Origin of the sequence: Pseudomonas sp. GLN_2 (assembly GCF_043106005.1) — a bacterium.
GTDB lineage: Bacteria > Pseudomonadota > Gammaproteobacteria > Pseudomonadales > Pseudomonadaceae > Aquipseudomonas > Aquipseudomonas alloputida.
Window position 1 is genome coordinate 21,748 of sequence record NZ_JBICMC010000007.1, and the last position, 23,950, is coordinate 45,697.

The following is a 23,950-nucleotide window of genomic DNA, read 5'->3' on the forward strand; positions in this document are numbered from 1 at the left end:
GGAAAACGACTGCAACGACAGTGGGCTCAACGCGCCCGCCATTCCCCCAGGCGGCTGCGCAGGCGCGCGGCACACTGGCTGTGCAACTGGCTGACCCGCGACTCGCTGACACCCAGCACCTCACCGATTTCCTTGAGGTTCAGCTCTTCGTCGTAGTACAGCGCCAGCACCAGGCGCTCACGCTCCGGCAGGTTGGCAATAGCCTCGGTCAGGGCAGCCTGGAAGCGCTCCTCCTCCAGGCCGCGCGCAGGTTCGACCTGGCCACTGGCGCCATCCTCATGCAGCCCTTCGTGCTCGCCGTCCTGCAACAGGTCGTCGAAGCTGAACAGGCGGCTGCCCAGGGTATCGTTCAAGATCCCGTAGTAATCATCGAGACTCAATTGGAGTTCGGCAGCAACTTCATGATCTTTAGCGTCACGGCCTGTTCTGGCCTCAACTGCACGCATGGCATCACTGACCATACGGGTGTTGCGGTGTACCGAACGCGGTGCCCAATCGCCTTTGCGCACTTCGTCCAGCATGGCCCCGCGGATGCGGATGCCGGCGTAGGTCTCAAAGCTGGCGCCCTTGCTGGCGTCGTATTTGTTGGCCACTTCCAGCAGGCCGATCATGCCGGCCTGGATCAGGTCCTCGACTTGCACGTTGGCCGGCAAGCGCGCCAACAGGTGGTACGCGATGCGCTTGACCAGCGGGGCGTAGCGTTCGATCAGCTCGTACTGGGCGTCCTTCGCCGCCCGGCTGTACATCTTGAAGCCGCTGGCGTTCATAGTACGGGTCCCGCGCTGGTGGGTTGCACCAAGCGCTCGACAAAGAACTCCAGATGGCCGCGCGGATTGGCCGGCAGCGGCCAGCTGTCGACCTTCTGGGCAATCGCCTTGAAGGCCAGCGCACACTTGGAGCGAGGGAAGGCTTCGTAGACGGCACGCTGCTTCTGCACCGCCTTGCGCACGCACTCGTCGTACGGCACGGCACCCACGTACTGCAGGGCAACGTCAAGGAAGCGGTCGGTGACCTTGGTCAGCTTGGCAAACAGGTTGCGCCCTTCCTGCGGGCTCTGCGCCATGTTGGCCAATACACGGAAACGGTTCATGCCATAGTCGCGGTTGAGCAGCTTGATCAACGCGTAGGCGTCGGTAATCGAGGTAGGTTCATCACACACCACCAGCAGCACTTCCTGGGCGGCGCGAACGAAGCTGACCACCGAGTCACCGATACCCGCAGCGGTATCGATCACCAACACATCGAGGTTGTCGCCGATCTCGCTGAACGCCTGGATCAGCCCGGCATGCTGGGCCGGGGCCAGATGCACCATGCTCTGGGTGCCCGAGGCTGCCGGTACGATGCGCACACCGCCGGGGCCCTGCAGCATCACGTCACGCAGCTCGCAACGCCCTTCAATCACATCGGCGAGGGTACGTTTGGGGGTAAGGCCCAGCAACACGTCGACATTGGCCAGGCCCAGGTCGGCGTCCAGCAGCATGACCCTGCGGCCAAGCTCGGCCAGCGCCAGGGACAAGTTCACTGAAACGTTAGTCTTGCCGACGCCACCTTTGCCACCGGTCACGGCGATCACCTGTACGGGATGCATGCTACCCATGTCTGTTCTTTACCTTGTCTCGCTGGGACTCAGGCCACACGTAGGGCAATTCTGCGTGCCCCTTGGCATAGCGACTTTGCACACGCTTCATGGTCAACCCGCTCGCCGTGGGTTGTGATAGAGATCAGCGAACATGTCGGCCATGGCCTCTTCGCTGGGCTCGTCCTGCTGCTGCACATTCACCGCCCGCGTGACCAACTGGTGGCCCCTCGGCAGGTGCAGGTCGTCAGGAATGCGTGGGCCATCGGTAAGATAGGCCACTGGCAGTTCATGACTGATGGCAAGGCTCAGCACATCGCCAAGGCTTGCCGTTTCATCGAGTTTGGTCAGGATGCAGCCGGCCAGGCCACAGCGCTTGTAGCTGTGGTAGGCGGCGGTCAGCACCTGCTTCTGGCTGGTGGTGGCCAGCACCAGGTAGTTCTTCGCGGCAATGCCACGCCCGGCCAAGGTTTCCAGCTGCATGCGCAGCGCAGGGTCGCTGGCTTGCAGGCCGGCAGTATCGATCAGCACCACGCGCTTGCGCAGCAGTGGTTCCAGCGCTGCTGCCAGCGACTGGCCCGGGTCGACGTAAGTCACCGGCACGTTGAGGATGCGGCCCAGGGTCTTGAGCTGCTCCTGAGCGCCAATACGGAAGCTGTCCATGCTCACCAGCGCCAGGTTCTGCGCGCCGTACTTGAGCACGTAGCGCGCGGCCAACTTGGCCAGCGTGGTGGTCTTGCCCATGCCCGCCGGGCCGACCATGGCGATCACCCCGCCCTCTTCGATCGGCTCGATTTCAGGTACTTCGATCATCCGCGCCAAGTGAGCCAGCAGCATGCGCCAGGCCTGGCGCGGTTCCTCGATCTCGGCGGTCAGGTCCAGCAGCTCGCGGGCGATCGGCCCGGACAGGCCGATGCGCTGCAGGCGGCGCCAAAGGTTGGCCTGCTGCGGCTTGCTGCCCTGCAGCTGATTCCAGGCCAGCGAACCGAGTTGCACTTCCAGCAGCTCGCGCAGGCCCGACAGCTCCGAGCGCATGGCATCGAACAGGCGCGGGTCAACCGGCGCAGCAGCCGGTACGGCGGCGGCCTCAGGGGCATCGACGTGCGGCTCGATCAACGGTTCGGCAGCGGTCAAAGATTGCCCGGCGAACAGTTGGCGGTTGTTGTCGCTGCTGTCCTGGCGCTGGTCCAGCTCGGCCTGGGCAGTGGCAATGCGCGTATGGGTCTTGCGCAGCTCTTCTTCCAGCTCGGCGTTGGGCACACGCGGGGCCAGGGCGGACAGCTTGTAGTCCAGCGCGGCCGTCAGCTCGACACCACCGGCAATGCGGCGGTTGCCAATGATCGCGGCATCGGCGCCCAGCTCGTCACGGACCAGTTTCATGGCCTGACGCATATCGGCGGCGAAAAATCGCTTAACTTGCATTATCCCCTACCTCAGCCGTTAGGGCCCACGGTGGCAACGATGGTGACTTGCTTGTTGTCAGGTATTTCCTGATACGCCAGAACATGCAAATTCGGTACAGCCAGGCGACCGAAACGCGACAACATGGCGCGGATCGGGCCGGCGACCAGCAGAATGGCCGGCTGACCCTGCATTTCCTGGCGCTGGGCCGCCTCGATCAGCGAACGTTGCAGCTTCTCGGCCATGCTAGGTTCCAGAAGAACACCGTCTTCCTGACCCTGCCCGGCCCTTTGCAGACTATTCAGCAAAATCTGTTCCAACCTTGGCTCCAGGGTAATCACTGGTAGCTCCGACTCAACGCCGACAATGCTTTGCACGATGGCGCGACACAATCCGACGCGCACCGCCGCCACCAGCGCGGCGGTATCTTGACTCTTGCCCGCGTTGTTCGCGATGGCCTCGGCAATACTGCGAATATCGCGCACTGGCACCTGTTCCGACAACAGGGCTTGCAGCACCTTGAGCAGCCCCGACAAGGAAATGACACCCGGCACCAGCTCTTCTGCAAGTTTAGGCGATGCCTTGGCAAGCACCTGCAGCAGTTGCTGAACCTCTTCGTGGCCGATCAGCTCGTGGCAATGTTTCTGCAGGATCTGGTTGAGGTGGGTGGCCACCACCGTGCTGGCATCGACCACGGTGTAGCCCAGCGACTGCGCCTGTGAGCGCTGGCCGACGTCGATCCACACCGCTTCCAGGCCAAACGCCGGGTCGCGCGCGGCAATACCGTTGAGGGTGCCAAACACCTGCCCAGGGTTGATCGCCAGTTCGCGGTCCGGGTAGATCTCCGCCTCGGCCAGAATCACCCCCATCAAGGTCAGGCGATAGGCGCTGGGTTGCAGGTCGAGGTTGTCACGAATGTGCACGGTGGGCATCAGGAAGCCCAGGTCCTGCGACAGCTTCTTGCGCACGCCCTTGATCCGCGCCAGCAACTGGCCGCCCTGGTTGCGATCGACCAGCGGGATCAGCCGATAGCCGACCTCCAGGCCGATCATGTCGATGGGGGTGACGTCGTCCCAACCCAGCTCCTTGGTTTCCAGCGCGCGTTGTGGCGAGGGCAGCAGGTCCTGCTGACGCTGCGCCTCTTGCTGGGCTTTGACCTTGGCCTGTTGCTGCTTCTTCCACACCAGGTAGGCGCCGCCGGCCGCCATCAGGCCGAGGCTGAGGAAGGCAATGTGCGGCATGCCCGGCACCAGGCCCATGACGATCATCAGCCCCGCCGACACCGCCAGCGCCTTGGGCGAATCGAACATCTGCCGATTGATCAGCTTGCCCATGTCTTCAGAGCCTGAAGCACGGGTGACCATGATCGCGGCGGCGGTGGACAGCAGCAGTGATGGCAATTGCGCCACCAAACCGTCACCAATGGTCAGCAGGGCATAGACCTTGCCGGCCTCGCTGAACGACATATTGTGCTGCAGCATGCCGATGAGCATGCCACCGATCAGGTTGATGAACAGGATCAGCAAGCCGGCGATGGCGTCGCCGCGCACGAACTTGCTGGCACCGTCCATCGAACCGTAGAACTCGGCCTCCTGCGCCACCTCGGCACGGCGGTGCTTGGCCTGAGCCTGGTCGATCAGGCCGGCATTGAGGTCGGCGTCGATGGCCATCTGCTTGCCGGGCATGGCGTCGAGGGTGAAACGCGCACTCACTTCCGAGATACGCCCGGCACCCTTGGTCACCACCACGAAGTTGATGATCATGAGGATGGCGAACACCACGGCACCGACCACGTAGTTACCGCCGATCACCACCTCACCGAAGGCCTGGATCACTTTACCGGCAGCGCCATGGCCCTCCTGGCCATGCAGCATGACCACACGGGTGGACGCGACGTTCAGAGCCAGGCGCAACAACGTGGCCACCAGCAGGATAGTGGGGAACGCGGCAAAGTCGAGCGGGCGCAAGGCGTATACACAGACCAGCAGCACCACGATCGACAGGGCGATGTTGAACGTGAAGAACACGTCGAGCAGGAACGGCGGTATTGGCAACATCATCATTGCCAACATCACCAGCAGCAACAGCGGCACCCCCAGGTTGCCCCGGCCGAGCCCGGCCAGGTTGTTGCGGGCGTTGCTGATTAACTGAGTGCGATCCACCGCGAGTCCTCTTGATGCAAAACTTTGACGCCCAGGGGGCGCCTGGGCGTGGCTTTGCAAGAAGCTTTCCAACTTTGCTCGGCGAAGGATTTATGTTGCTGGTACCGGCCCTTTCGCGGGTAAACCCGCTCCTACGACGGCCTGCGCCCCAACACCAATGTGTGTCCACCCCCGATAGGTGTAGGAGCGGGTTTACCCGCGAATACGGTAGCGGCGGCAACGGTGAACGGCGGGTGGAAATTGGCCAGCAGGCCCGGCCCTTTCGCGGGTGAACCCGCTCCTACGACAGCCTATGCCCCAATCACCAACATGTGCCCACCGTGGGAGCGGGCGCGCCCGCGAAAGGGCCAGAAGCCGTGACACAAGCTCAACTGTCGCGGCGCAGGTCCGGCGGGATCGGCAGGTCGTCCTTCAGCGGCTCTGGGCGCTTGCCCTTGCCGGCGCGGTATTGGCGAATCTGGAACACATACGCCAGCACCTGCGCCACCGCCAGGTACAGCCCCGCCGGGATCTCCTGCTCAAGTTCGGTGGAGTAATAAATCGCCCGCGCCAGCGCCGGCGATTCGAGGATCTGGATGTTGTGCTCCACGCCAATTTCACGAATCTTCAACGCCATGAAATCGCTACCCTTGGCCAGCAGCAACGGCGCCGCACCGCCTTTCTCCGGGTCGTACTGCAAAGCCACCGCATAATGCGTCGGGTTGGTGATGATCACGTCTGCATCCGGCACCGCCGCCATCATGCGCCGCTGCGACACCTCGCGCTGCAGTTGGCGAATACGTTGCTTGACCTCGGGCTTGCCCTCGCTGTCCTTGTACTCATCGCGCACTTCCTGCTTGGTCATCTTCATTTTCTTGTGCGTCTGGTACAGCTGGAACGGCACATCTGCCGCGGCAATCAGCAACAGCCCGGCCGACATCCACAAGGCACTCCAGCCCACCACCTGCAAGCTATGGATGATCGCCTGTTCCAGCGGCTCATTGGCAATCGACAGCAAGGCCTGGCGGTCACCGGAGAGCACCACCACCGCCACCACCAGAATCACGAAAAACTTGGCCAGCGCCTTGAGCAATTCAGTCAAGGCCTGCATCGAGAACATGCGCTTGATCCCCGAAAGCGGGTTCATGCGGCTGAATTTGGGCTGCAGCAAGCTGCCCGAGAACAAGAAGCCGCTAAGCGCGATGGGCGCCACGAAGGAAATCACGAACAGCAGGATCAACACCGGCTGCACCGCCCAGATGGCCATCTTGCCCGAGGCCAGCAGGAAAGCCCCCATCGCCCGCTCGTCGACGATGATGTCGCGGGTCAGGCTGAAGTTCATGCGCATCAACGCCAGCAATGTTTCGGCCAAGTGACCACCGAATGCCAGCAGGCCACCCGCGCCCGCCAGGGTCACCGCCACCGTGTTCAGCTCCTTGGAGCGCGCGACCTCGCCCTTCTCACGGGCGTCGCGCTTGCGCTTTTCGGTGGGGTCTTCTGTCTTGTCCTGACCGCTCTCGCTTTCTGCCATGTTCAGCGCGCCCTCGCCAGCTCACGCAGCCACTGCAGCGTTTCACTGGCCAATGCCTGATAGTGAGACAGTATATCCGCCAGGCCCACCCAGAAGACGAACATGCCCATAACCAAGGTCAGCGGGAAGCCGATTGAGAAAATATTCAGCTGTGGCGCTGCGCGGGTCATTACGCCAAAGGCGATGTTCACCACCAGCAGCGCAGCGATCACCGGCAGAATCAACAGCAGGCCGGCACCGAACACCCAGCCCATGCGCCCGGCCAGCTCCCAGAAGTGGTTGACCACCAGCGCACTCCCCACCGGCAAGGTGGTAAAACTTTCGGTCAGTACCTCGAACACCACCAGGTGGCCGTTCATCAACAGGAACAACACACTCACCAGCATGGTCATGAACTGGCTGATTACCGTGACGTTGACACCGTTGGCGGGGTCGACCATCGAGGCGAACGCCATACCCATCTGTACCGCGACGATTTGCCCGGCAACCACGAAAGCCTGAAACAGCAACTGCAAGGCCAGGCCAAACAGCGCACCGACGATGATCTGCTCGGCGCACAGCAGCATACCGCGCAGGCTCAACGGGTCGAACTCGGGCAGCGGCGGCAATGCCGGCACGATCACCACGGTCACCGCCACCGCCACGTACAGGCGAATCCGCGCCGGCAACATGCGGGTACCGAAGATCGGCATGGTCATCAGCACCGCAGTCACCCTGAACAACGGCAGGATGAAGGTGGCGACCCAGGTGCCAATCTGCGTGTCGGTCAGCTCCAGCATCGCCGCGTCAACCAATGAGCTGCGGGATGTTGGTGTAAAGGGTGGTGAAGTACTCCATGAACTTCTGCACCAGCCACGGCCCGGCGATGATCAGCGTGATCAGCATCACCAGCAGGCGCGGCAAAAAGCTCAAGGTCTGTTCGTTGATCTGCGTGGCAGCCTGGAACATCGCCACCACCAGGCCCACCAACAGGCTCGGCACCACCAGCACGGCGACCATGAGGGTGGTCAGCCACAGGGCATCACGAAACAGGTCGACAGCAACTTCAGGTGTCATCGGCGGCTCTCCTTGACGGCGTCAGACGCCGCCGAAACTGCTGGCCAGGGTACCCATGATCAGCGCCCAGCCGTCGACCAGCACAAACAGCATGATCTTGAAGGGCAGCGAAATGATCAGCGGCGACAGCATCATCATACCCATGGCCATCAGCACACTGGCCACGACCATGTCGATGATCAGGAACGGGATGAAGATCATGAAACCGATCTGGAACGCCGTCTTCAGCTCGGAAGTGACGAACGCCGGCACCAGGATCGTCAGCGGCACCTGGTCGGGGCCGGCGATGTCGGTACGCTTGGACAAGCGCATGAACAGGTCAAGGTCGCTTTGCCGGGTTTGCGCCAGCATGAAGTCCTTGAGCGGGCCCTGGGCCTTGTCGATCGCCTGCTGGGCAGTCATCTGCTCCTTCAGGTAAGGCTGCAGCGCGTCCTGGTTCACCCGATCGAACACCGGCGCCATGATGAACATGGTCAGGAACAGCGCCATGCCGGTCAGCAACTGGTTGGATGGCGTCTGCTGCAGGCCCAGGGCCTGGCGCAGGATCGAGAACACGATGATGATGCGGGTAAAGCTGGTCATCAGAATGACGAACGCCGGGATGAAGCTCAGCGCAGTCATGATCAGCAGGATTTGCAGGCTGACCGAATATTCCTGCTGCCCGTCCGGGGTATTGGACAGGGTGATGGCCGGAATCGACAGCGGGTCGGCGGCCAGGGCCAGCGGCGCAGCCAGCAGCAGCGCCAGAGTCAACAACGTACGCAGCGCGCCGCTCATCACTTGTTGTCCTTAGGGTCCTTGCCCATCAGCTCCATCAGCCGCTGGGCAAACTCCGGCGTCGCCTGACGGACGCTTGCCGGTACTTCCACGGGTTCGGCCAGTACATGCAGGGCCTCGATGGTGCCCGGGGTATGGCCTATCAGGATCTGCTCCTTGCCTACCTGCACCAGCAGCAGGCGGTCACGCGGGCCGATGGCACGGCTGCCGACAATCTCGATCACCTGCCCACCCTTCACTGCGGTGCTCTGCAGCCGCCGCAGCAGCCAGGCCAGGAAGAAGATCAGGCCCACCACCAGCAGCAGCCCCAAGACCATCTGCGCCAACTGCCCGCCGAGACTGCCAGGTTGAGCCACCGGGGTGGCCGCTGGCGTGGCCGCAGCCAGGCAGGCGTGGCTGGCGAAAAGCACCGCTGCCGCAGCGATGGCGCGCATTGTGCCCTTCACTCAGCGCAGCTTCTTGATACGTTCGCTGGGGCTGATCACGTCGGTCAGGCGGATGCCGAACTTTTCGTTGACCACGACCACTTCGCCATGGGCGATCAGCGTGCCGTTGACCAGCACGTCGAGCGGCTCGCCGGCCAGACGGTCGAGCTCGATCACCGAGCCCTGGTTGAGCTGCAGCAGGTTGCGGATGTTGATCTCGGTGCTGCCCACCTCCATGGAAATGTTCACCGGGATGTCCAGGATCACGTCCAGGTTCGGGCCTTCGAGGCTGACATTTTCGTTCGGCTTCGGCGAGCTGGCGAATTCTTCCATCGGCAGGCGGCCCGGGCCGCTGCTGCCGGTGTCCCCGCCCAGCAGTGCATCGATGTCGGCCTGGCCGGCAGAACCGGTTTCTTCCAACGCTGCGGCCCACTCATCGGCCAGTGCCTGGTCCTCTGGTGAGGTGATCTCGTTTTCGTTAGCCATGATTTCCTCGACAGGCATTCAATTCGTTGTAAGCGACCGGCACACCGTCAGCGGCGTTCGATCGGGTCAATGATCTGCAGGGCCAGGTTGCCCTTGTGCGAGCCCAGCCGCGCCTTGAACGCTGGCACCCCGTTAGCGCGCAGCACCAGGTGCTCGGGCAACTCGACCGGGATCACGTCACCCGGCTGCATGTGCAGGATGTCGCGCAGCTTCAGCTGGCGTCGGGCGACCGTGGCGGTCATTGGCACGGCCACGTCCAGCACGTCCTCGCGCAGGGCCTTGACCCAGCGCTCGTCCTGGTCGTCCAGGTCCGACTGGAAACCGGCATCAAGCATTTCCCGCACCGGCTCGATCATCGAGTACGGCATGGTCACGTGCAGATCGCCGCCGCCGCCGTCCAGTTCGATGTGGAAGGTGGACACCACCACCGCCTCGCTGGGGCCGACAATGTTGGCCATGGCCGGGTTGACCTCGGAGTTTATGTACTCGAAGCTGACCGGCATGATCGCCTGCCAGGCTTCCTTGAGGTCGACGAAACACTGGTCCAGCACCATGCGCACCACACGCAGTTCGGTGGGGGTGAACTCGCGCCCTTCGATCTTGGCGTGGCGGCCATCACCGCCAAAGAAGTTGTCCACCAGCTTGAACACCAGCTTGGCGTCAAGGATGAACAGCGAAGTGCCGCGCAGCGGCTTGATCTTGACCAGGTTGAGGCTGGTCGGCACGTACAGCGAGTGCACGTATTCGCCGAACTTCATGACCTGCACGCCCCCCACGGCCACGTCTGCGGAGCGGCGTAGCAGGTTGAACATGCTGATACGGGTGTAGCGGGCGAAGCGCTCGTTGATCATTTCCAGGGTCGGCATGCGACCCCGCACGATACGGTCCTGACTGGTCAGGTCGTAGCTTTTGATACTGCCAGGCTCGGATGCACTCTCGGTCTGCACCAGCCCGTCGTCGACACCGTGCAACAGGGCATCGATTTCATCCTGGGACAGCAGGTCCTGTACGGCCATTGCGGACTCCTACTGCAATACGAAATTGGTGAACAGCAACTGGTCGATGACCGGCTTGCCGACTTCCTTCTGCGCCACTTCCTGGACCACCGCGGTGGCCTTCTGACGCAGCATCTCCTGCCCTACCGGGCTGCTGGCGAGGGTGTCGAACCCTTGCCCGGAGAACATCATCACCAGGTTGTTGCGGATCACCGGCATGTGCACCTTGAGGGCATCCAGGTCGGCCTGGTTACGCGCCTGCAGGGTGATGCTCAGCTGCATGTAGCGCTGGCGGCCGTTCTGGTTGAAGTTGACCACGAAGGCCGGGGTCAGCGCCTCGTAGATCGCCCCTGGCTTGACGTTGCTGGCCGTGGCCTCGGCGGCCGGAGCCGGCTCGCTCTTGTGCATGATGAACCAGGTAGCGCCCACCGAAAGGCCGATCGCCAGCAACAGGCCGACGACAGCCAGCAGGATCAGCTTGAGTTTGCCTTTAGTGGCGGGGTCTTTGACTGCTTCGCTCTTCGCCATGCCAATAATCCGTCGTCCATCGGGGGGTTCAAGGGAGGATGGCTTGGCTTGAGCAAGTGTTATGCCAGATTTTGCAGGGGATGGATTCCAGCAGGTTTTGCGGTGCTGGCTGCTTCGCGGCCACGCCCGCTCCCACAGCTACCGCACAGGGTTCGAAATCAACGAAACGCCTGTGGGAGTGGGCTCGCCCGCGAAGAAGCCAGCCCAGGCCAACCGTTATCAGGCGTAGTAATCGACCGCACTGTCGCCGACAACCACCTGCTGCTCCAAAGGCCGGGCGCTATCGACCGCCTCGACCCCACCCTGCTCGGAGCGGCGCGCCGCCACCCCGGAAAGGTTGCTGCCCTGCGCCTGCCCCTGCTGTTGTTGCTGCCCGCGCGACTGGTCAGCCACGTTGACATCCGGCTGCGCCAACCCCTGCTGGGCAAACAGTTCGCGCAGGCGGTGCACCTGGCTGTCGAGGGCATCACGTACGCCGGCGTGGCCGCTGATGAAGGTGACCTGGGTGGCCTGGTCCGCCGCAACATTGACGCGAATGTCGAGGCGACCGAGTTCCGCTGGCTCCAGTTGGATATCAGCCGACTTGAGGTTCTGGCTGGACAGGTACATGACCCGGTTGACCAGGCCTTCGGCCCAAGCGTTCTGGTTCATTGGCAATGGCTGATGCAGCGGGTTCGCATTGGCCGGTACGGCGTTGGCGGTCTTGGCCGTGGCCGCCTGGGTCAGGCTGGCCAGGCGGTTGGCAAAATCATCGATGCGGGTGTCGCTGCTGGCACTCTTGGTGTCTTTCAGGCCGTCCTCAAGCAAGGCGCCAAAGGCCTTGCCACCGGATTCGGTGCTTTCGCCATCGGTATTCTCGACCAAATTCGCCAAGGTATTGACGGCTGTCTGCCCTTCCTCGCCCTCAGCCTGGGCAGCATCAAGGGCATGTGCCGAAGTGCCACCCTTGGCCTGGGCACTGTGCTCCAGCGCGAAGCGCAGGGTTGGCAGGTTGGCCAGGGGGTCAGCATCGGGATCGAAGGCCTCCTCGGCGGACGGCTCTTCAGGCAGTGCCGCGGCAAACTGGGTTTGCGCCGTGGCCGCCTGCAGCACCGGCGCCACCGCCTCGGCCTGAGCCTGGATCAGTTGCGCGCCGGGCTGGGCATCAGTGACCTGACCGGCCACCAGACTGGCATCACGCACACCCGTATCGGCCTGGGCCGAATCCCCTTCTGGCAACTTGTTGCCGTCATCGGCAACTGCAGCTTTGCCAGCCGGGTCTTTCTTGCCGCCAGCTGCCGCATCAGGTTTGTCCTTGGGCTTGGCCTGTGCGACCTTGTCGTCCTGCCCGGTAACCTTGTCGCGGCCCTGCCTGGCCATCACCTGGCCAAAGGCATCGCCCTTGTCGCCCAGCGCCTGCAGCGGCTTGTCCGCCTGTACGGTGGCCGAACGCGAAGTCTTGGCAACGGCATTGGCTTGCAACAAAGGGTTGGGTGCGACAGGCATCGAGCGGTCTCCGCGCCAGAAACAAAAATCATCGGGGCGGAGACAGGCAAGACTCGCGCCAACTCGCGTATCAGCCTGCGGAAATACGTTGCTGCTCACCGCGGTAAAAGTGCTGCACCACGACGAATTCCATGTCGATGCGGCTGATCAAGTCTTCAATTCCATATAACGGGGGCCGCCGTGCGCGCTCTTCGAGCTGCTGACACAGGCTGGCCAAGGCCACCGCGCCCATGTTGCTGCTGCTGCCCTTGAAACTGTGGGCTGCCGCGCCAAGTTCCTCGGCGCTTTTGGCCGCGTGCAACTGGCCAAGACGCCGCTCTGAGTCGTCGAGAAAAGTCTGCACCAACTGCAGGTAGCCATCTTCCATGACCTCACGCAGGTCACTGAGTACCTTGTGGTCAATATGCATGTCAGTCACTTGTTCACTCCTTGATCAAGCCAGATTATGCCCGAGCCAACCCGTGGCTCACCATACGAACTCCACATGCGCGCAACGCCCGCCTTCACTCCAGCGCGCGTCACTGGCCAACTGCCGCACCAGATTCAGACCGCGACCGCTCAGCCCCTGGTCCGGCGAAGGCCGCGCAAGCACGCGCTGCACGTCGAAGCCGGCACCGCTGTCGCGCACTTCGATCATCAGACGCCCACCGCCGCCATGCGGTTCAACCTTGAAATCGATGCTTACAAAGCCTTCGGTCAGCGAACCCAGGCGCCGGGCACGCTCCTGGTAATAGTCGGTAAAGCCTCGCACATCGCGCTTGAGCTGTGAGTCCAGGCCCAGCACACCATGCTCCAGCGCATTGGCATACAACTCGCTAAGCACACTGTGCAAGTTGCCGGTACGTGCGCGCAGGCCATGAATTTCCTGCAACAACTGCACCAGGTAAGGCACAGGGTTGAAGCGCTTGAGGCTTTCGCCCCGCACTTCGAAGCTCAGCGACCAGTCCAGCGGGCTGGAGCGGCCACTATCAGAGTAGATCATCGGTGCCGGCACCCGCTCCTCGGCAGTGAACATGCGAATGTCGCACAAGCTGATGTCATCGCGTGGCTGCCCACCAAAACGCTCCAGGGCCAGCATCAGCTCATCGAACAACTGCACAGGGTCGCGGTTGTCGGCCAGCACCGCTCGCAGGCGCTGTACGCCAAACAGGCGCTCCTGGTCGTCGGCGGTATCGAGCACACCGTCTGACAGCAGCAACAGGCGCTCGCCCGGTGCCAGCGGCAACACCTCTGTGCTGTCATCGAAGCGCTCAGCGGCCAGAATGCCCAGCGGCAAGTGCCGCGAACTCAGTGCCGACAGCACCTGGCCATCCACCGACAGGCGATAGCCATCAGGCATACCGCCATTCCACACCTCCACCGAGCCGCGCTGCATGCTGAGGTTGAGCAGCAGCGCACAGCAGAACATGTCCACCGGCAGGATGCGCTTGAGCTTGGCATTCATCTCGCGCAGGATCTGCGCCATGCCGTAGCCCTTGGCGGTCATGCCGTAGAACACCTCAGCCATCGGCATGGCGCCGACCGCCGCCGGCAGGCCGTGACCGGTGAAATCGCCAAGCAGCACACGCATGTCGCCGGCCGGGGTAAATGCCGCCAGCATCAGGTCGCCATTGAACAGCGCGTAAGGCGATTGCAGGTAGCGAATGTTGGGCGCTGAAAGGCAACCAGAGTGGGCCACCTTGTCGAACACCGCCTTGGCCACCCGCTGCTCGTTAAGCAGGTGATGGTGATGCCGGGTGATCTGGTCGCGCTGCTCCAGTACCGTTGCCTGCAAGCGACGCAGGCGATCCATGGCGCGAATCTTGGCAGCGAGGATCACCGCACTGTAGGGCTTGGCCATGAAATCATCGCCCCCCGCCTCCAGGCAACGCACCAGGCCTTCTTCTTCATTCAGCGACGTCAGGAAAATGATCGGCACCAGCGCTTCGCCAGCCAATGCCTTGATCTGCCGCGCCGCCTCGAAGCCATCCATGACCGGCATCAGGGCGTCCAGCAGCACCAGTTGCGGGCGCCGCTCGAGGTACAGCGCTACCGCCTGCTCGCCGTTTTCCGCAGTGAATACCTGATGCCCCTGGCGGCGCACGATCTGCGCAAGCAGAAGGCGATCGACAGCACTGTCTTCGGCGACCAGCACGGTCAACGCCTGTTCGGCCGGCATGTCGGCGCTCAACTGATATCGAAGAGTTTTTCGAAATTGGAGATAGCGAGAATCTTGCGCACGTCGGAGCTGGCATGCACTACCCGCACATCCGACTCGTCGCCGCCCGCGTGGTCGCGCAGCAACAGCAGCATGCCCAGCGCGGAGCTGTCGAGGTAGGTGGTGTCCTTCAGGTCGACGACCACCGAATCCGGGCGCCTGGGCTGGCGTTCGTAGGCGTCGCGAAACTCCTGATGCTTGCCGAAATCGAAGCGCCCCTTGATCTTGATGGTCAGCTTTTTCCCGTCCTGCGAAAAATCAGTCTCGACTGCCATGCTAGCGATTCCTTCGATGATGGCGGATGCAACTGCTCTAAGGTTTAGCAGGCGATGGTGGGGGTGGCAAGCGGATGCAGGCTCGTGGCTTTGATGGCCTGTACGGCCTCTTCGCGGGTAAACCCGCTCCTGCATCAATCGGTGGTATCGCCCAATACCGTGGTAGGAGCGGGTTCACCCGCAAATAGGCCGGACCTGCCAGCCAATATACCCGGTCATACACCGTCGCAGCCGCCACCGCATTCGCGGGCAAGACCTCGCATTTGTTTCGGGCCAATTATTCCGCTGCAAGGCCTGCGGCGAACACCTATAGAGGGTTTTGCCGCGGCAGGCGCTGCGACAGCTCATCCAGCAAGCGCTGCTCGCGCTTGTCTTCAGCGCGCCGGGCCTCGTCCTGGTAGCGCTGTACCAGCTTGCGCAAACCTTCCACCCGGGCATAGGCCTGCTGCCAGGCACCACGGGCATTATTGAGGTTGTTCTGGTGCCAGACCAGGCTTTGCCGCTGCTGGGTCATGGCCGTTTCCAGCTGCCCCAGAAAACGCTGATAATTGACCAGCCAGCTGCCATTGACCCCTTGCCCGCCGCGGTTGATCCACTGCAACTGGTAATCCTCGCGAAAGCGCTCCAGCTCAGCCAGCTTGGCCTGGGCCGTGGCCACCTGCTGCTGGAAATGACCAAGGCGCTGAGCCGCCTTGCGCTCGGCTTCTTCGGCCATGTCCACCACCGGCGCCAGGCGCGCGGCACGTCCGGGCAGCGCCATGGCTTATCAACCTGCCGGGGGCGTGAAAATTGCCCCCAGCTGTTCGCGGCTCTGCGCCATGCCCACATTCTCGCGCAGGCCTTGGCGCAGGAACTCAACCAGCTTCGATTGCAAGGCAATGGCCAGGTCGGTCTCCGGATCACCGCCGGCCACGTAAGCCCCCACGCTGATCAGGTCGCGGCTTTGCGACAGGCGCGACCACAGTTGCTTGAACTTCTGCGCCTGGCGCAAGTGGTCGGCATCGACCACTTGGGGCATGACCCGGCTGATCGACGCTTCGATGTCGATGGCCGGGTAATGGCCCTCCTCAGCCAGCCGACGCGACAGCACAAAGTGGCCGTCAAGCACGCCCCGCGCCGAGTCGGCGATCGGGTCTTGCTGATCGTCGCCTTCAGACAGCACGGTATAGAACGCAGTGATCGAACCACCGCCAGGTTCGCCATTGCCTGCCCGCTCCACCAGCTTGGGCAGCTTGGCGAACACCGAGGGCGGGTAACCCCGGGTGGCCGGTGGCTCGCCGATGGCCAGGGCAATTTCCCGCTGGGCCTGGGCGAAACGGGTCAACGAGTCCATCAGCAACAGCACATTCTTGCCTTTGTCGCGGAAGTATTCGGCAATGCGTGTGCAATACATGGCGGCGCGCAGGCGCATCAGCGGCGCATCGTCGGCCGGCGACGCCACCACCACCGAGCGCTTGAGGCCCTCTTCACCGAGGATGTGCTCGATGAACTCCTTCACCTCGCGCCCCCGCTCACCGATCAGGCCGACCACGATGATTTCGGCTTCGGTGAAGCGGGTCATCATGCCCAGCAGCACCGATTTACCCACCCCGGTACCGGCAAACAGGCCTAGCCGCTGGCCACGGCCGACGGTAAGCAGGCCGTTGATACTGCGAATGCCCACATCCAACGGCTTGCTGATAGGGTCGCGGTTGAGCGGGTTGATCACCGGGCCGTCCATCGGCACCCAGTCCTCGGCCTTCATCCCGCCCTTGCCATCCAGCGCACGGCCGGCGCCGTCGAGCACCCGGCCCAGCATGCTCATGCCCATGGGCAGGCGGCCACCGTCATCCAGCGGCACTACCCGGGCCCCCGGCGCGATGCCGACGATACTGCCCACCGGCATCAGAAACACCTTGGGCCCGGCAAAGCCCATGACTTCGGCCTCGACCTGCACCGGGTGATAACTGTCATCGTTGATCACCAGGCAGCGGCTACCGACTGCTGCGCGCAGGCCTTCGGCTTCCAGGGTGAGGCCAACCATACGCAGCAGGCGGCCTTCGACGATGGGCTGGGCCGGCAGCGCGATGGCCTCAGCGTAAGTGCCGAGGCGCTTGCCGAAACTGGTGCGTTCAAGGTGCATCTGGGCTGTCCACAGCACGCTCGGCCGGCGCGTCCAGGTCTATCGACAGGTCTGGCGCCGCCGGGTGCAGGGAATGGTCATGCAACTGGTCGAACAGCTGCGCCACCGCTTTTTCGATACGCGTTTCCATGGTGGCATCGATACGGCTGTGGGCCGTCTCGATGCGGCAACCACCCGGTAGCAGCGCGCTATCTTCCAGCAGCCGCCAGTTCTCCTCATGGCGTTCGCGCAGGGCCTTGGCCAGCTCGAAATCCTGCGGGTTGAGGTGGATGCGGATATTGTCCGCGCCCATGGGCAGCAGCTTGAGCGCTTCGCGCAGCACCTGAGTGATCTGGCTGGAATCGTTGCGCAGCTCGCGGCCAATCACCTGACGGCTCATGTGCGCGATCAGGTGCACCAGGCTTTTCTCGATCTGCGTATCCTGCTCGGCGATCGGCTCCATCAGGTTGGCCATCAGCCGCTCAAGGCTGTCCAGCTTGGCCTTCAGGGCCTCTTCGGCCTCCTGGCGAACCTTGAGCTGGGTGCTGTGGAAGCCCTCGCGCTCACCGGTGGCGAAGCCCTCGTTGTAGGCCTCCTGACGGATGGCTTCGAGCTCTTCCAGGGTCAGTGGCTGGACTTCTTCCAGCGGCACTTCCTCGACTTCCTCAATGACCTCGGGCTCAGGCTCAGGCTCCGGTTCGGGCTCCGGTTCCGGGTCGAAGCTGGGCAGCGCCCACACGTCCACGCCCTCGAGGTCGCGAGCGCGGATCAGGTCGCTGGGGTGGTGTTCTTTGGTAGGCATGCTGTCATGTTCTCAAACCATGTTCGGCCAACACGGTCCCTTGTAGGAGCGGGTTCACCCGCGAATGCGTCGGCAGCGACAACCTCGATTGCCAGGGCCGACGCCTTTGCGGGTAAACCCGCGCCTACAAAAGGCGGCGTCGGCCATGGGATCGCGAATACCTTAGATCATTTCCTCGGCGCCCTTGCCGCCGAGGACGATCTCGCCGGCCTCGGCCATACGCCGGGCAATGGTGAGGATTTCTTTCTGCGCGGTTTCCACGTCACTGACCCGTACCGGCCCTTTGGCCTCCAGATCGTCGCGCAGCAACTCCGAAGCACGTTTGGACATGTTCTTGAAGATCTTGTCCTTGACCCGCTCGTCGGCGCCCTTGAGCGACACCACCAACACGTCGGAGGACACTTCGCGCAACAGCGCCTGGATGCCCCGGTCGTCGACGTCGGCCAGGTTGTTGAAGACGAACATCAGGTCTTCGATCTGCTCCGACAGGTCGCTGTCGATTTCGCGGATCGCGTCCATCAGTGCGCCTTCCACCGAGCTGTCGAGGAAGTTCATGATGTCGGCCGCCCGCTTGATGCCACCCAGGGTGGTACGCGCGGCGTTGGAGTTGCCCGAGAACTGCTTCTCGAGAATCTGGTTCAGCTCCTTCAGCGCCGCGGGTTGCACGGTGTTCAGCGATGACACGCGCAGGACGATGTCCAGGCGCACCTTGTGGTCGAAGTTGCTCAGCACTTCACCGGCCTGGTCCGGGTCGAGGTAGGCGACCACGATGGCCTGGATCTGGGGGTGCTCGTAGCGGATCACATCGGCCACGGCACGCGGTTCCATCCACTTGAGGCTGTCCAGGCCGCTGGTATTGCCGCCGAGCAGGATGCGGTCGACCAGGCCGTTGGCCTTGTCCTCGCCCAGGGCCTGGTTGAGCATCTTGCGGATGTACGCATCAGAACCGACGCCCAGGCTGGTCTGGTCGCCGACGATGTCGACGAACTCGCTCATCACCTGTTCGACCTGGTCACGGTGCACATTGCCCATCTGCGCCATGGCCACACCCACCCGCTGCACTTCCTTCGGGCCCATGTGCCGCAGCACCTGGGCCGCATCGGTCTCGCCCAGCGAGAGCAGGAGGATCGCCGCCTTGTCGACGCGGCTCAGCTTGGCGGTAACGGCTCGGTTATCACTCATCGGCGTTGATCCAGTCTTTCACGACCTGAGCCACACGGCCCGGGTCTTCGGCCACCAGGCCTTTGATTGCGTTGAGCTGTGCCTCGTAACCCTCGCTCGGGCTAGGCAGCAGAATGCTTGTCGGGCCACCCAGGCTGACGCGGTCGTTGGCCAGTTCGCCATCCAGACCCATCATGCCGCCCAGCTCCATGTCGCTGTCCGGGGCAGCCTGCTTGCCGCCCCCGGTAATGTTGTTCAGCACCGGCCGCAGCACGCCGAACACCAGCACCAGGATGAACACCACGCCCAGCACCTGTTTGACGATATCCCAGAACCAGGGCTGCTGGTAGAAGGCGATATCGGCGATTTCCTCACCACGGTCGGCGGCGAACGGCACGTTGATCACCGTCACGCTGTCGCCACGGCTGGCATCGAAGCCGACTGCGTCCTGCACCAGGCGGGTAAAGCGCGCCAGGTCTTCGGCACCCCATGGCGCCCGCGTGGTATCGCCAGTGGCCGGGTCGATCTTGACCTGGTCGTCCACCACCACCGCTACCGACAGGCGGGTCATGCGCCCCTGCTGCTGACGAGTGTGGCTGATGGAACGGTCCAGCTCGAAGTTCTTGGTGCTTTGCTGACGCTTGTCTGACGGGTACGGCGCGAGCATCGGCTGACCGGTAGCCGGGTCCATGATCTGCTGACCGTTGGCATCCACCAGCGGTTGGCCAGGCTGAATGGCGGCAGCCGGGGTAGCCGCGCCACCGGTGGTCTGCGGTGCCGAAGCGGCGCCTGGCGGTTGGTTGCTCAGCGCGCCAGGCACGCCTTGCGGGCCCTGGCTGCTGGCACGTTGTTCGTCGACCGACTGCTCGCTGCGCAACGCCGGCTGGTCGGGGTTGAACTGTTCGGAGGTGGACTCGACCGCGCTGAAGTCGAGGTCGGCGGACACCTCGGCCTTGTAGCGGTCGTTGCCCAACACCGGCAGCAGAATGTTGTGCACACGCTGGGTGAGCATGCTTTCCACCCGGCGGCTGTAGTCGAACTGCTTGCCGGCCTGGGTCAGCGCGGAATCCTGAATCTGTTCGGACAGCAGGTTGCCTTTCTGATCGACGACGGTGACCTGGGACTTATCCAGTTCCGGCACGCTGGTGGCGACCAGGTTGACGATGGCCATCACCTGCCCGGCTTCCAGTGCACGGCCTGGGTACAGCTCGACCAGTACCGAGGCGCTGGGCTTGCGTTCATCACGCACGAACACCGAACTTTTCGGGATGGCCAGGTGCACGCGCGCAGCCTTGACGTTGTTGAGGCTGGAAACGGTACGGGCCAGTTCGCCTTCAAGGCTGCGGCGGTAGCGGGTGGCTTCCATGAACTGGCTGGTGCCCAGGCCCTGCTCCTTGTCGAGCAGCTCGAAGCCGACATTGCCGTCGCTCGGCGCCACGCCGGCGGCTGCCAGTTTCAGGCGCGCACGGGAGAGGTCGTCGGCCTTGACCAGCAGGGCCCCCGAGTTGGGCTCCACGTTATAGGGGATGTCAGCAGCGGCCAGGGTGTCCATGACCTGCTTGGTGTCCATGCCCGACAGGCTGCCGTACAACGGACGGTAATCGGGTTGTTGCGACCACAGCACCACGGCAAAGCCGATGGCCACGCTGGCCGCCAGGCCGACCATGAGGCCGATCTGGCGCAGCATGGGCATCTGCGAGATGTTTTCCAGAAACGCCATGCCAAACAGCGGCGGCTTGGCCGCTGGCGAGCCAGCTTTGGCGGGGGCGTTTTCGACGACTGCTTCAGCCATGGGTTACATCCGTCCTCAAACCGGCATCTGCATGATGTCCTGGTACGCCTGGACCAGCTTGTTGCGTACCTGGGTCATGGCTTGCATCGACACGCTGGCCTTCTGCGAAGCGATCATCACGTCAGTCAGGTCGACGCCGCTCTTGCCGATTTCGAACGCGTTGGCCAGTTGGGTCGAGGCCTGCTGCGTCTCATGCACCTTGCCGATGGCCTGGCCGAGCATGTCGGCGAAGGTGCTTTGCCCTGGCGCCAGCTCGGGGGCGGCCGTTACCTTGGGCAGCGACATGGCATCGGCCTGCATGGCCCGCATGTCCAACATCAGACGATTGAATTCAACACCTTGGCTCATGACCCTTCTCTCTCCTGCGGCCGCATTTTTTTGACAGTCATGCGGCGAATGACCTACCTAAAGCAACAAAGGTGCCAGCCTTCGCAACTCATTTCCCAGGGATCACACAATTCCTGTGGGAGCGGCCTTGCGTCGCGATGGGGGCGCGAAGCGGCCCCAGGACTTCAGCTGCGCCGCAAAGATCGCCGGGGCCGCTTTGCGCCCCTATCGCGACGCAAGGCCGCTCCACAGAGGTCCGCGCCAGTTGCAGATGATTGGCCTGTCAGCCGAACAGGCTGGCCTCGACGTCAAACCCGGCATCGCGCATCTGCGCCAGCTTGTAGCGCAACGTACGTGGACTGATCCCCAGGCGTTCGGCCGCCTCTTTGCGGCGGCCGCGCTCGGCGCGCAGGGTGTCGATGATCATCTGGTACTCGTGACGACGCATGTCATCCCCCAGCCCGCCGGCATCAGCAACCACGTCGAGAGATGGCTCGGTGCCAGCTGACAATGGAATGGCGCCTGCCAGACAAAAATCCGCCGCCTCGATCACGCCACCCTGCTGCAGAATCAACGCCCGCTGCAGGGCGTTGTCCAGTTCGCGCACGTTGCCCGGCCAGGCATAGGCTTGCAGGCAGGCCCGAGCCGCTGGCGAGAGGCGCACCGGGGCGTGCTTCATCTTGGCCACATGGCGCGCCAGCAAGCGCTCAGCCAGCTGCAGGATATCGCCCGGCCGCTCACGCAGCGGGCGCCAGGCCAGCGGAAACACTGACAGGCGGTAGTACAGGTCTTCGCGGAAGCGCCCGGCTGCCACTTCGCCTGCCAGGTCGCGGTTGGTGGTGGCCAGCACCCGAATGTCCAGGCTGATCGGCTTGCGCCCGCCTACCCGCTCCACCTCGCGCTCCTGCAGCACACGCAGCAGCTTGGCCTGCAAGGCCATGGGCATTTCCGAGATTTCGTCGAGCAGCAGGGTGCCGCCTTCGGCCTGCTCGAACTTGCCCGCCTGAGCCGCAATAGCGCCGGTGAAGGCACCCTTCTCGTGGCCGAACAGGGTGGCCTCGAGCATGTTGTCGGGGATCGCCGCGCAGTTGATCGCCACGAAGGGCTGCGCCGCACGCGGCGACTGCTGGTGAATGTAGCGCGCCAGCACTTCCTTGCCAGTACCGGACTCGCCGGAAATCAGCACGGTCGAGTCACTGCGCGCCACACGGGCCGCCAGTTCCAGCAATTGGCGGCTGGCCGGCTCGCAGGCCACCGGCCCCTCTTCGCCGGTCACACGCCCGGCGGCATGCCGCTCCACGAGGCTGAGCAGCGCCTTGGGCTCGAACGGTTTGACCAGGTAGTCGGCGGCGCCTTGACGCATGGCCTCGACCGCACGCTCGACGGCAGCGTGCGCCGTCATCAACAGCACCGGCAACTGTGGCTGCTGGCGGCGCAGTTGGCTGAGCAACTGGTGCCCGTCCATACCGGGCATGTTGACGTCACTGACCACCAGGCTGAACGCGTCATCCACTACGGCCTCCAGCGCTTCTTCGGCACTGCCCACGGCCTGGTAGGCGAAACCGCCGATTTCCAGGGTATCGCCCAGCGCCTGGCGCAATACGCGGTCATCCTCGACCAGCAGCACCTTGATTGCCATTACACCCCCTCCGCCAATTGCCCGTCGATCAACGGCAGCTCTACCCGTACGCAGGTACCACGGCCGACTTTCGAGCGCAGGTTGATCGTGCCCTGGTGCGCACGCACCACCGCCTTGACCACGGCCAGGCCCAGGCCGGTACCGGTGGCCTTGGTGGTAAGAAACGGCTCGCCCAAACGGCCGAGCAAGCCTGCATCGATGCCACTGCCGGCATCGCTGACGCACAGGTGCAAGCTACGTTCGCGGCGGTAAAGGTGCACCTTCAGCCGTGCCGGGCCATCGCTGGCCTGCAGGGCATTTTCAATCAGGTTGAGCAAGGCGCCCACCAAGGTGTCGCGGTTGCACAGCAGCTCACCCAGATGACTGTCGCACTGCCAGCGCACGGCGTGCCCCTGCACATGCGCCTGGGCCGCCTGCTGCAGGGCCTGGAACAGCGCTTTCGGGGTCACCCGATCCCCCAGCGGCAACTCGCCACGGGCAAACACCAGCATGTCGCGCACCTGGTGTTCCAGCTCGTGAAGGCGCTCCTTCAAGGTCGCGGCGAAGCGCAGGCGGGTTTCCGCGCTCAGCGCTTGCTCGCTATCAGCCAGATGGCTGGCATACAACATGGCTGCCGAAAGCGGCGTGCGGATCTGGTGGGCCAGCGAGGCAACCATGCGCCCCAACGACGACAGCCGCTCGTGGCGAGCCAGCTGGTCCTGGAGGCGACGGGTTTCAGTCAGGTCGTTGAGCAGCACCAATTGGCCAGGCTCGGCATCCAGCGAGCGGGTGGCGATCGACAGGCGGCGACCGTCGCGCAGCGAGACTTCGTGGCCGTCGTCCTTGCGCGGGGCAAAGCTACGGGCGATCACCTGGCGCCACAATTGGCCGATCAGAGGCTCGCCGAGCAACTCGCAAGCCGCCGGGTTGGCTTCGCGCACCAGGCCCTGGCCGTCGATCACGATCACCCCGCCGGGCAGCAAGTCCAGCAGGTTCTGCAGGCGGTTGGCCAGGCGTTCCTTTTCACTCAGTTCGTCGATGCGCTGGGCGCTGACCACGGCCAGCTCACCTTTGAGCTCACTGACCCGGGCTTCAAGCAGGCTGTAGGACTGGCTCAGCTGGCTGGACACCTGATTGAACAGGGCGAAGGCTTGCGCGATACCCTGGCCGCTGTCCTGCGCGACCGGGGTTTGCCCCTGCTGATCGGGGGCTCGGGATACGTGGGCGGCCTGGGGCATCGTGCTCTCTCGCGTGGCTGACCGTCATAAAAACGGTG

General features: G+C 63.5%; 24 protein-coding genes. All 24 read right to left on the minus strand.

Features of this window, described 5'->3' with window-relative positions; all coding sequences use genetic code 11:
• Positions 1–26: 26 nt before the first annotated feature.
• A complete protein-coding gene (fliA, locus tag ACF8Q6_RS01580; protein WP_003254406.1) occupies positions 27–767 on the minus strand; it encodes an RNA polymerase sigma factor FliA in 741 nt (246 codons plus the stop codon).
• Positions 764–1,597, minus strand: coding sequence for a flagellar synthesis regulator FleN (gene fleN, locus ACF8Q6_RS01585; protein ID WP_003254408.1), 834 nt, complete (start codon positions 1,595–1,597; stop codon positions 764–766). Before fleN ends, fliA begins: the two co-directional genes overlap by 4 nt.
• Positions 1,598–1,690: 93 nt before the next feature.
• A complete protein-coding gene (gene flhF / locus ACF8Q6_RS01590; RefSeq protein ID WP_003254409.1) occupies positions 1,691–2,998 on the minus strand; it encodes a flagellar biosynthesis protein FlhF in 1,308 nt (435 codons plus the stop codon).
• 11 nt (positions 2,999–3,009) lie between these two features.
• Entirely contained in the window at positions 3,010–5,139 is a 2,130-nt protein-coding gene (flhA, locus tag ACF8Q6_RS01595) for a flagellar biosynthesis protein FlhA (protein WP_088513375.1), read from the minus strand.
• A 367-nt stretch (positions 5,140–5,506) separates the two neighbouring features.
• Positions 5,507–6,649, minus strand: coding sequence for a flagellar biosynthesis protein FlhB (gene flhB, locus ACF8Q6_RS01600; protein WP_004577675.1), 1,143 nt, complete (start codon positions 6,647–6,649; stop codon positions 5,507–5,509).
• 2 nt (positions 6,650–6,651) lie between these two features.
• Complete coding sequence (gene fliR, locus ACF8Q6_RS01605; protein WP_143494353.1) at positions 6,652–7,428, minus strand: flagellar biosynthetic protein FliR; 777 nt, start codon at positions 7,426–7,428, stop codon at positions 6,652–6,654.
• Positions 7,429–7,435: 7 nt separating this feature from the next.
• The gene (fliQ, locus tag ACF8Q6_RS01610; RefSeq protein WP_014590156.1) at positions 7,436–7,705 is read right to left on the minus strand and encodes a flagellar biosynthesis protein FliQ; all 270 of its coding nucleotides are present in this window, start codon (positions 7,703–7,705) and stop codon (positions 7,436–7,438) included.
• Between the two features lie 21 nt (positions 7,706–7,726).
• Positions 7,727–8,482, minus strand: a complete 756-nt coding sequence (gene fliP, locus ACF8Q6_RS01615; protein ID WP_003254415.1) for a flagellar type III secretion system pore protein FliP — start codon at positions 8,480–8,482, stop codon at positions 7,727–7,729.
• The gene (gene fliO, locus ACF8Q6_RS01620; protein WP_012051632.1) at positions 8,482–8,916 is read right to left on the minus strand and encodes a flagellar biosynthetic protein FliO; all 435 of its coding nucleotides are present in this window, start codon (positions 8,914–8,916) and stop codon (positions 8,482–8,484) included. Before fliO ends, fliP begins: the two co-directional genes overlap by 1 nt.
• A gap of 12 nt (positions 8,917–8,928) precedes the next feature.
• Entirely contained in the window at positions 8,929–9,393 is a 465-nt protein-coding gene (fliN, locus tag ACF8Q6_RS01625) for a flagellar motor switch protein FliN (protein ID WP_003254417.1), read from the minus strand.
• A 47-nt stretch (positions 9,394–9,440) separates the two neighbouring features.
• Positions 9,441–10,409 (minus strand): flagellar motor switch protein FliM, encoded by a 969-nt coding sequence (fliM, locus tag ACF8Q6_RS01630; RefSeq protein WP_392492654.1) that lies wholly within the window; start codon positions 10,407–10,409, stop codon positions 9,441–9,443.
• A 9-nt stretch (positions 10,410–10,418) separates the two neighbouring features.
• Positions 10,419–10,916: a flagellar basal body-associated protein FliL gene (gene fliL / locus ACF8Q6_RS01635; RefSeq protein WP_010955083.1), complete on the minus strand. Its 498-nt coding sequence runs from the start codon at positions 10,914–10,916 to the stop codon at positions 10,419–10,421.
• 219 nt (positions 10,917–11,135) lie between these two features.
• Positions 11,136–12,401, minus strand: coding sequence for a flagellar hook-length control protein FliK (locus ACF8Q6_RS01640; protein ID WP_392492653.1), 1,266 nt, complete (start codon positions 12,399–12,401; stop codon positions 11,136–11,138).
• 70 nt (positions 12,402–12,471) lie between these two features.
• Positions 12,472–12,819, minus strand: a complete 348-nt coding sequence (locus ACF8Q6_RS01645; protein WP_004577674.1) for an Hpt domain-containing protein — start codon at positions 12,817–12,819, stop codon at positions 12,472–12,474.
• 48 nt (positions 12,820–12,867) lie between these two features.
• Complete coding sequence (locus ACF8Q6_RS01650; RefSeq protein ID WP_392492651.1) at positions 12,868–14,559, minus strand: SpoIIE family protein phosphatase; 1,692 nt, start codon at positions 14,557–14,559, stop codon at positions 12,868–12,870.
• Between the two features lie 8 nt (positions 14,560–14,567).
• Positions 14,568–14,873, minus strand: coding sequence for an STAS domain-containing protein (locus ACF8Q6_RS01655; RefSeq protein ID WP_003254426.1), 306 nt, complete (start codon positions 14,871–14,873; stop codon positions 14,568–14,570).
• Positions 14,874–15,180: 307 nt separating this feature from the next.
• On the minus strand, positions 15,181–15,633 hold the full coding sequence (gene fliJ, locus ACF8Q6_RS01660) for a flagellar export protein FliJ (protein WP_012051629.1): 453 nt from the start codon (positions 15,631–15,633) through the stop codon (positions 15,181–15,183).
• A 6-nt stretch (positions 15,634–15,639) separates the two neighbouring features.
• Positions 15,640–16,995, minus strand: coding sequence for a flagellar protein export ATPase FliI (gene fliI, locus ACF8Q6_RS01665; protein ID WP_103462205.1), 1,356 nt, complete (start codon positions 16,993–16,995; stop codon positions 15,640–15,642).
• Positions 16,985–17,776, minus strand: a complete 792-nt coding sequence (gene fliH / locus ACF8Q6_RS01670) for a flagellar assembly protein FliH (protein ID WP_392492649.1) — start codon at positions 17,774–17,776, stop codon at positions 16,985–16,987. Before fliH ends, fliI begins: the two co-directional genes overlap by 11 nt.
• Before the next feature lie 162 nt (positions 17,777–17,938).
• Positions 17,939–18,958 (minus strand): flagellar motor switch protein FliG, encoded by a 1,020-nt coding sequence (gene fliG / locus ACF8Q6_RS01675; RefSeq protein WP_003254434.1) that lies wholly within the window; start codon positions 18,956–18,958, stop codon positions 17,939–17,941.
• Positions 18,951–20,729 (minus strand): flagellar basal-body MS-ring/collar protein FliF, encoded by a 1,779-nt coding sequence (gene fliF / locus ACF8Q6_RS01680; RefSeq protein WP_012051625.1) that lies wholly within the window; start codon positions 20,727–20,729, stop codon positions 18,951–18,953. Before fliF ends, fliG begins: the two co-directional genes overlap by 8 nt.
• Before the next feature lie 15 nt (positions 20,730–20,744).
• Positions 20,745–21,077 carry a flagellar hook-basal body complex protein FliE gene (fliE, locus tag ACF8Q6_RS01685; RefSeq protein ID WP_003254438.1) on the minus strand — a complete coding sequence of 111 codons (333 nt, stop codon included), beginning with the start codon at positions 21,075–21,077 and terminating at the stop codon, positions 20,745–20,747.
• 262 nt (positions 21,078–21,339) lie between these two features.
• Positions 21,340–22,695, minus strand: a complete 1,356-nt coding sequence (locus tag ACF8Q6_RS01690; protein WP_392490797.1) for a sigma-54-dependent transcriptional regulator — start codon at positions 22,693–22,695, stop codon at positions 21,340–21,342.
• A complete protein-coding gene (locus ACF8Q6_RS01695) occupies positions 22,695–23,912 on the minus strand; it encodes a PAS domain-containing sensor histidine kinase (protein WP_064491810.1) in 1,218 nt (405 codons plus the stop codon). Before ACF8Q6_RS01695 ends, ACF8Q6_RS01690 begins: the two co-directional genes overlap by 1 nt.
• Between the last annotated feature and the right edge of the window lie 38 nt (positions 23,913–23,950).

Excerpts from the sequence above, each read along its gene's own strand:
- fliA (WP_003254406.1), bottom strand. The coding sequence starts at position 767 with ATGAACGCCAGCGGCTTCAAGATGTACAGCCGGGCGGCGAAGGACGCC.
- fleN (WP_003254408.1), bottom strand. The coding sequence starts at position 1,597 with ATGGGTAGCATGCATCCCGTACAGGTGATCGCCGTGACCGGTGGCAAA.
- flhF (WP_003254409.1), bottom strand. The coding sequence starts at position 2,998 with ATGCAAGTTAAGCGATTTTTCGCCGCCGATATGCGTCAGGCCATGAAA.
- flhB (WP_004577675.1), bottom strand. The coding sequence starts at position 6,649 with ATGGCAGAAAGCGAGAGCGGTCAGGACAAGACAGAAGACCCCACCGAA.
- fliR (WP_143494353.1), bottom strand. The coding sequence starts at position 7,428 with ATGCTGGAGCTGACCGACACGCAGATTGGCACCTGGGTCGCCACCTTC.
- fliQ (WP_014590156.1), bottom strand. The coding sequence starts at position 7,705 with ATGACACCTGAAGTTGCTGTCGACCTGTTTCGTGATGCCCTGTGGCTG.
- fliP (WP_003254415.1), bottom strand. The coding sequence starts at position 8,482 with ATGAGCGGCGCGCTGCGTACGTTGTTGACTCTGGCGCTGCTGCTGGCT.
- fliO (WP_012051632.1), bottom strand. The coding sequence starts at position 8,916 with ATGCGCGCCATCGCTGCGGCAGCGGTGCTTTTCGCCAGCCACGCCTGC.
- fliN (WP_003254417.1), bottom strand. The coding sequence starts at position 9,393 with ATGGCTAACGAAAACGAGATCACCTCACCAGAGGACCAGGCACTGGCC.
- fliM (WP_392492654.1), bottom strand. The coding sequence starts at position 10,409 with ATGGCCGTACAGGACCTGCTGTCCCAGGATGAAATCGATGCCCTGTTG.
- fliL (WP_010955083.1), bottom strand. The coding sequence starts at position 10,916 with ATGGCGAAGAGCGAAGCAGTCAAAGACCCCGCCACTAAAGGCAAACTC.
- ACF8Q6_RS01640 (WP_392492653.1), bottom strand. The coding sequence starts at position 12,401 with ATGCCTGTCGCACCCAACCCTTTGTTGCAAGCCAATGCCGTTGCCAAG.
- ACF8Q6_RS01650 (WP_392492651.1), bottom strand. The coding sequence starts at position 14,559 with ATGCCGGCCGAACAGGCGTTGACCGTGCTGGTCGCCGAAGACAGTGCT.
- ACF8Q6_RS01655 (WP_003254426.1), bottom strand. The coding sequence starts at position 14,873 with ATGGCAGTCGAGACTGATTTTTCGCAGGACGGGAAAAAGCTGACCATC.
- fliJ (WP_012051629.1), bottom strand. The coding sequence starts at position 15,633 with ATGGCGCTGCCCGGACGTGCCGCGCGCCTGGCGCCGGTGGTGGACATG.
- fliI (WP_103462205.1), bottom strand. The coding sequence starts at position 16,995 with ATGCACCTTGAACGCACCAGTTTCGGCAAGCGCCTCGGCACTTACGCT.
- fliH (WP_392492649.1), bottom strand. The coding sequence starts at position 17,776 with ATGCCTACCAAAGAACACCACCCCAGCGACCTGATCCGCGCTCGCGAC.
- fliG (WP_003254434.1), bottom strand. The coding sequence starts at position 18,958 with ATGAGTGATAACCGAGCCGTTACCGCCAAGCTGAGCCGCGTCGACAAG.
- fliF (WP_012051625.1), bottom strand. The coding sequence starts at position 20,729 with ATGGCTGAAGCAGTCGTCGAAAACGCCCCCGCCAAAGCTGGCTCGCCA.
- fliE (WP_003254438.1), bottom strand. The coding sequence starts at position 21,077 with ATGAGCCAAGGTGTTGAATTCAATCGTCTGATGTTGGACATGCGGGCC.
- ACF8Q6_RS01690 (WP_392490797.1), bottom strand. The coding sequence starts at position 22,695 with ATGGCAATCAAGGTGCTGCTGGTCGAGGATGACCGCGTATTGCGCCAG.
- ACF8Q6_RS01695 (WP_064491810.1), bottom strand. The coding sequence starts at position 23,912 with ATGCCCCAGGCCGCCCACGTATCCCGAGCCCCCGATCAGCAGGGGCAA.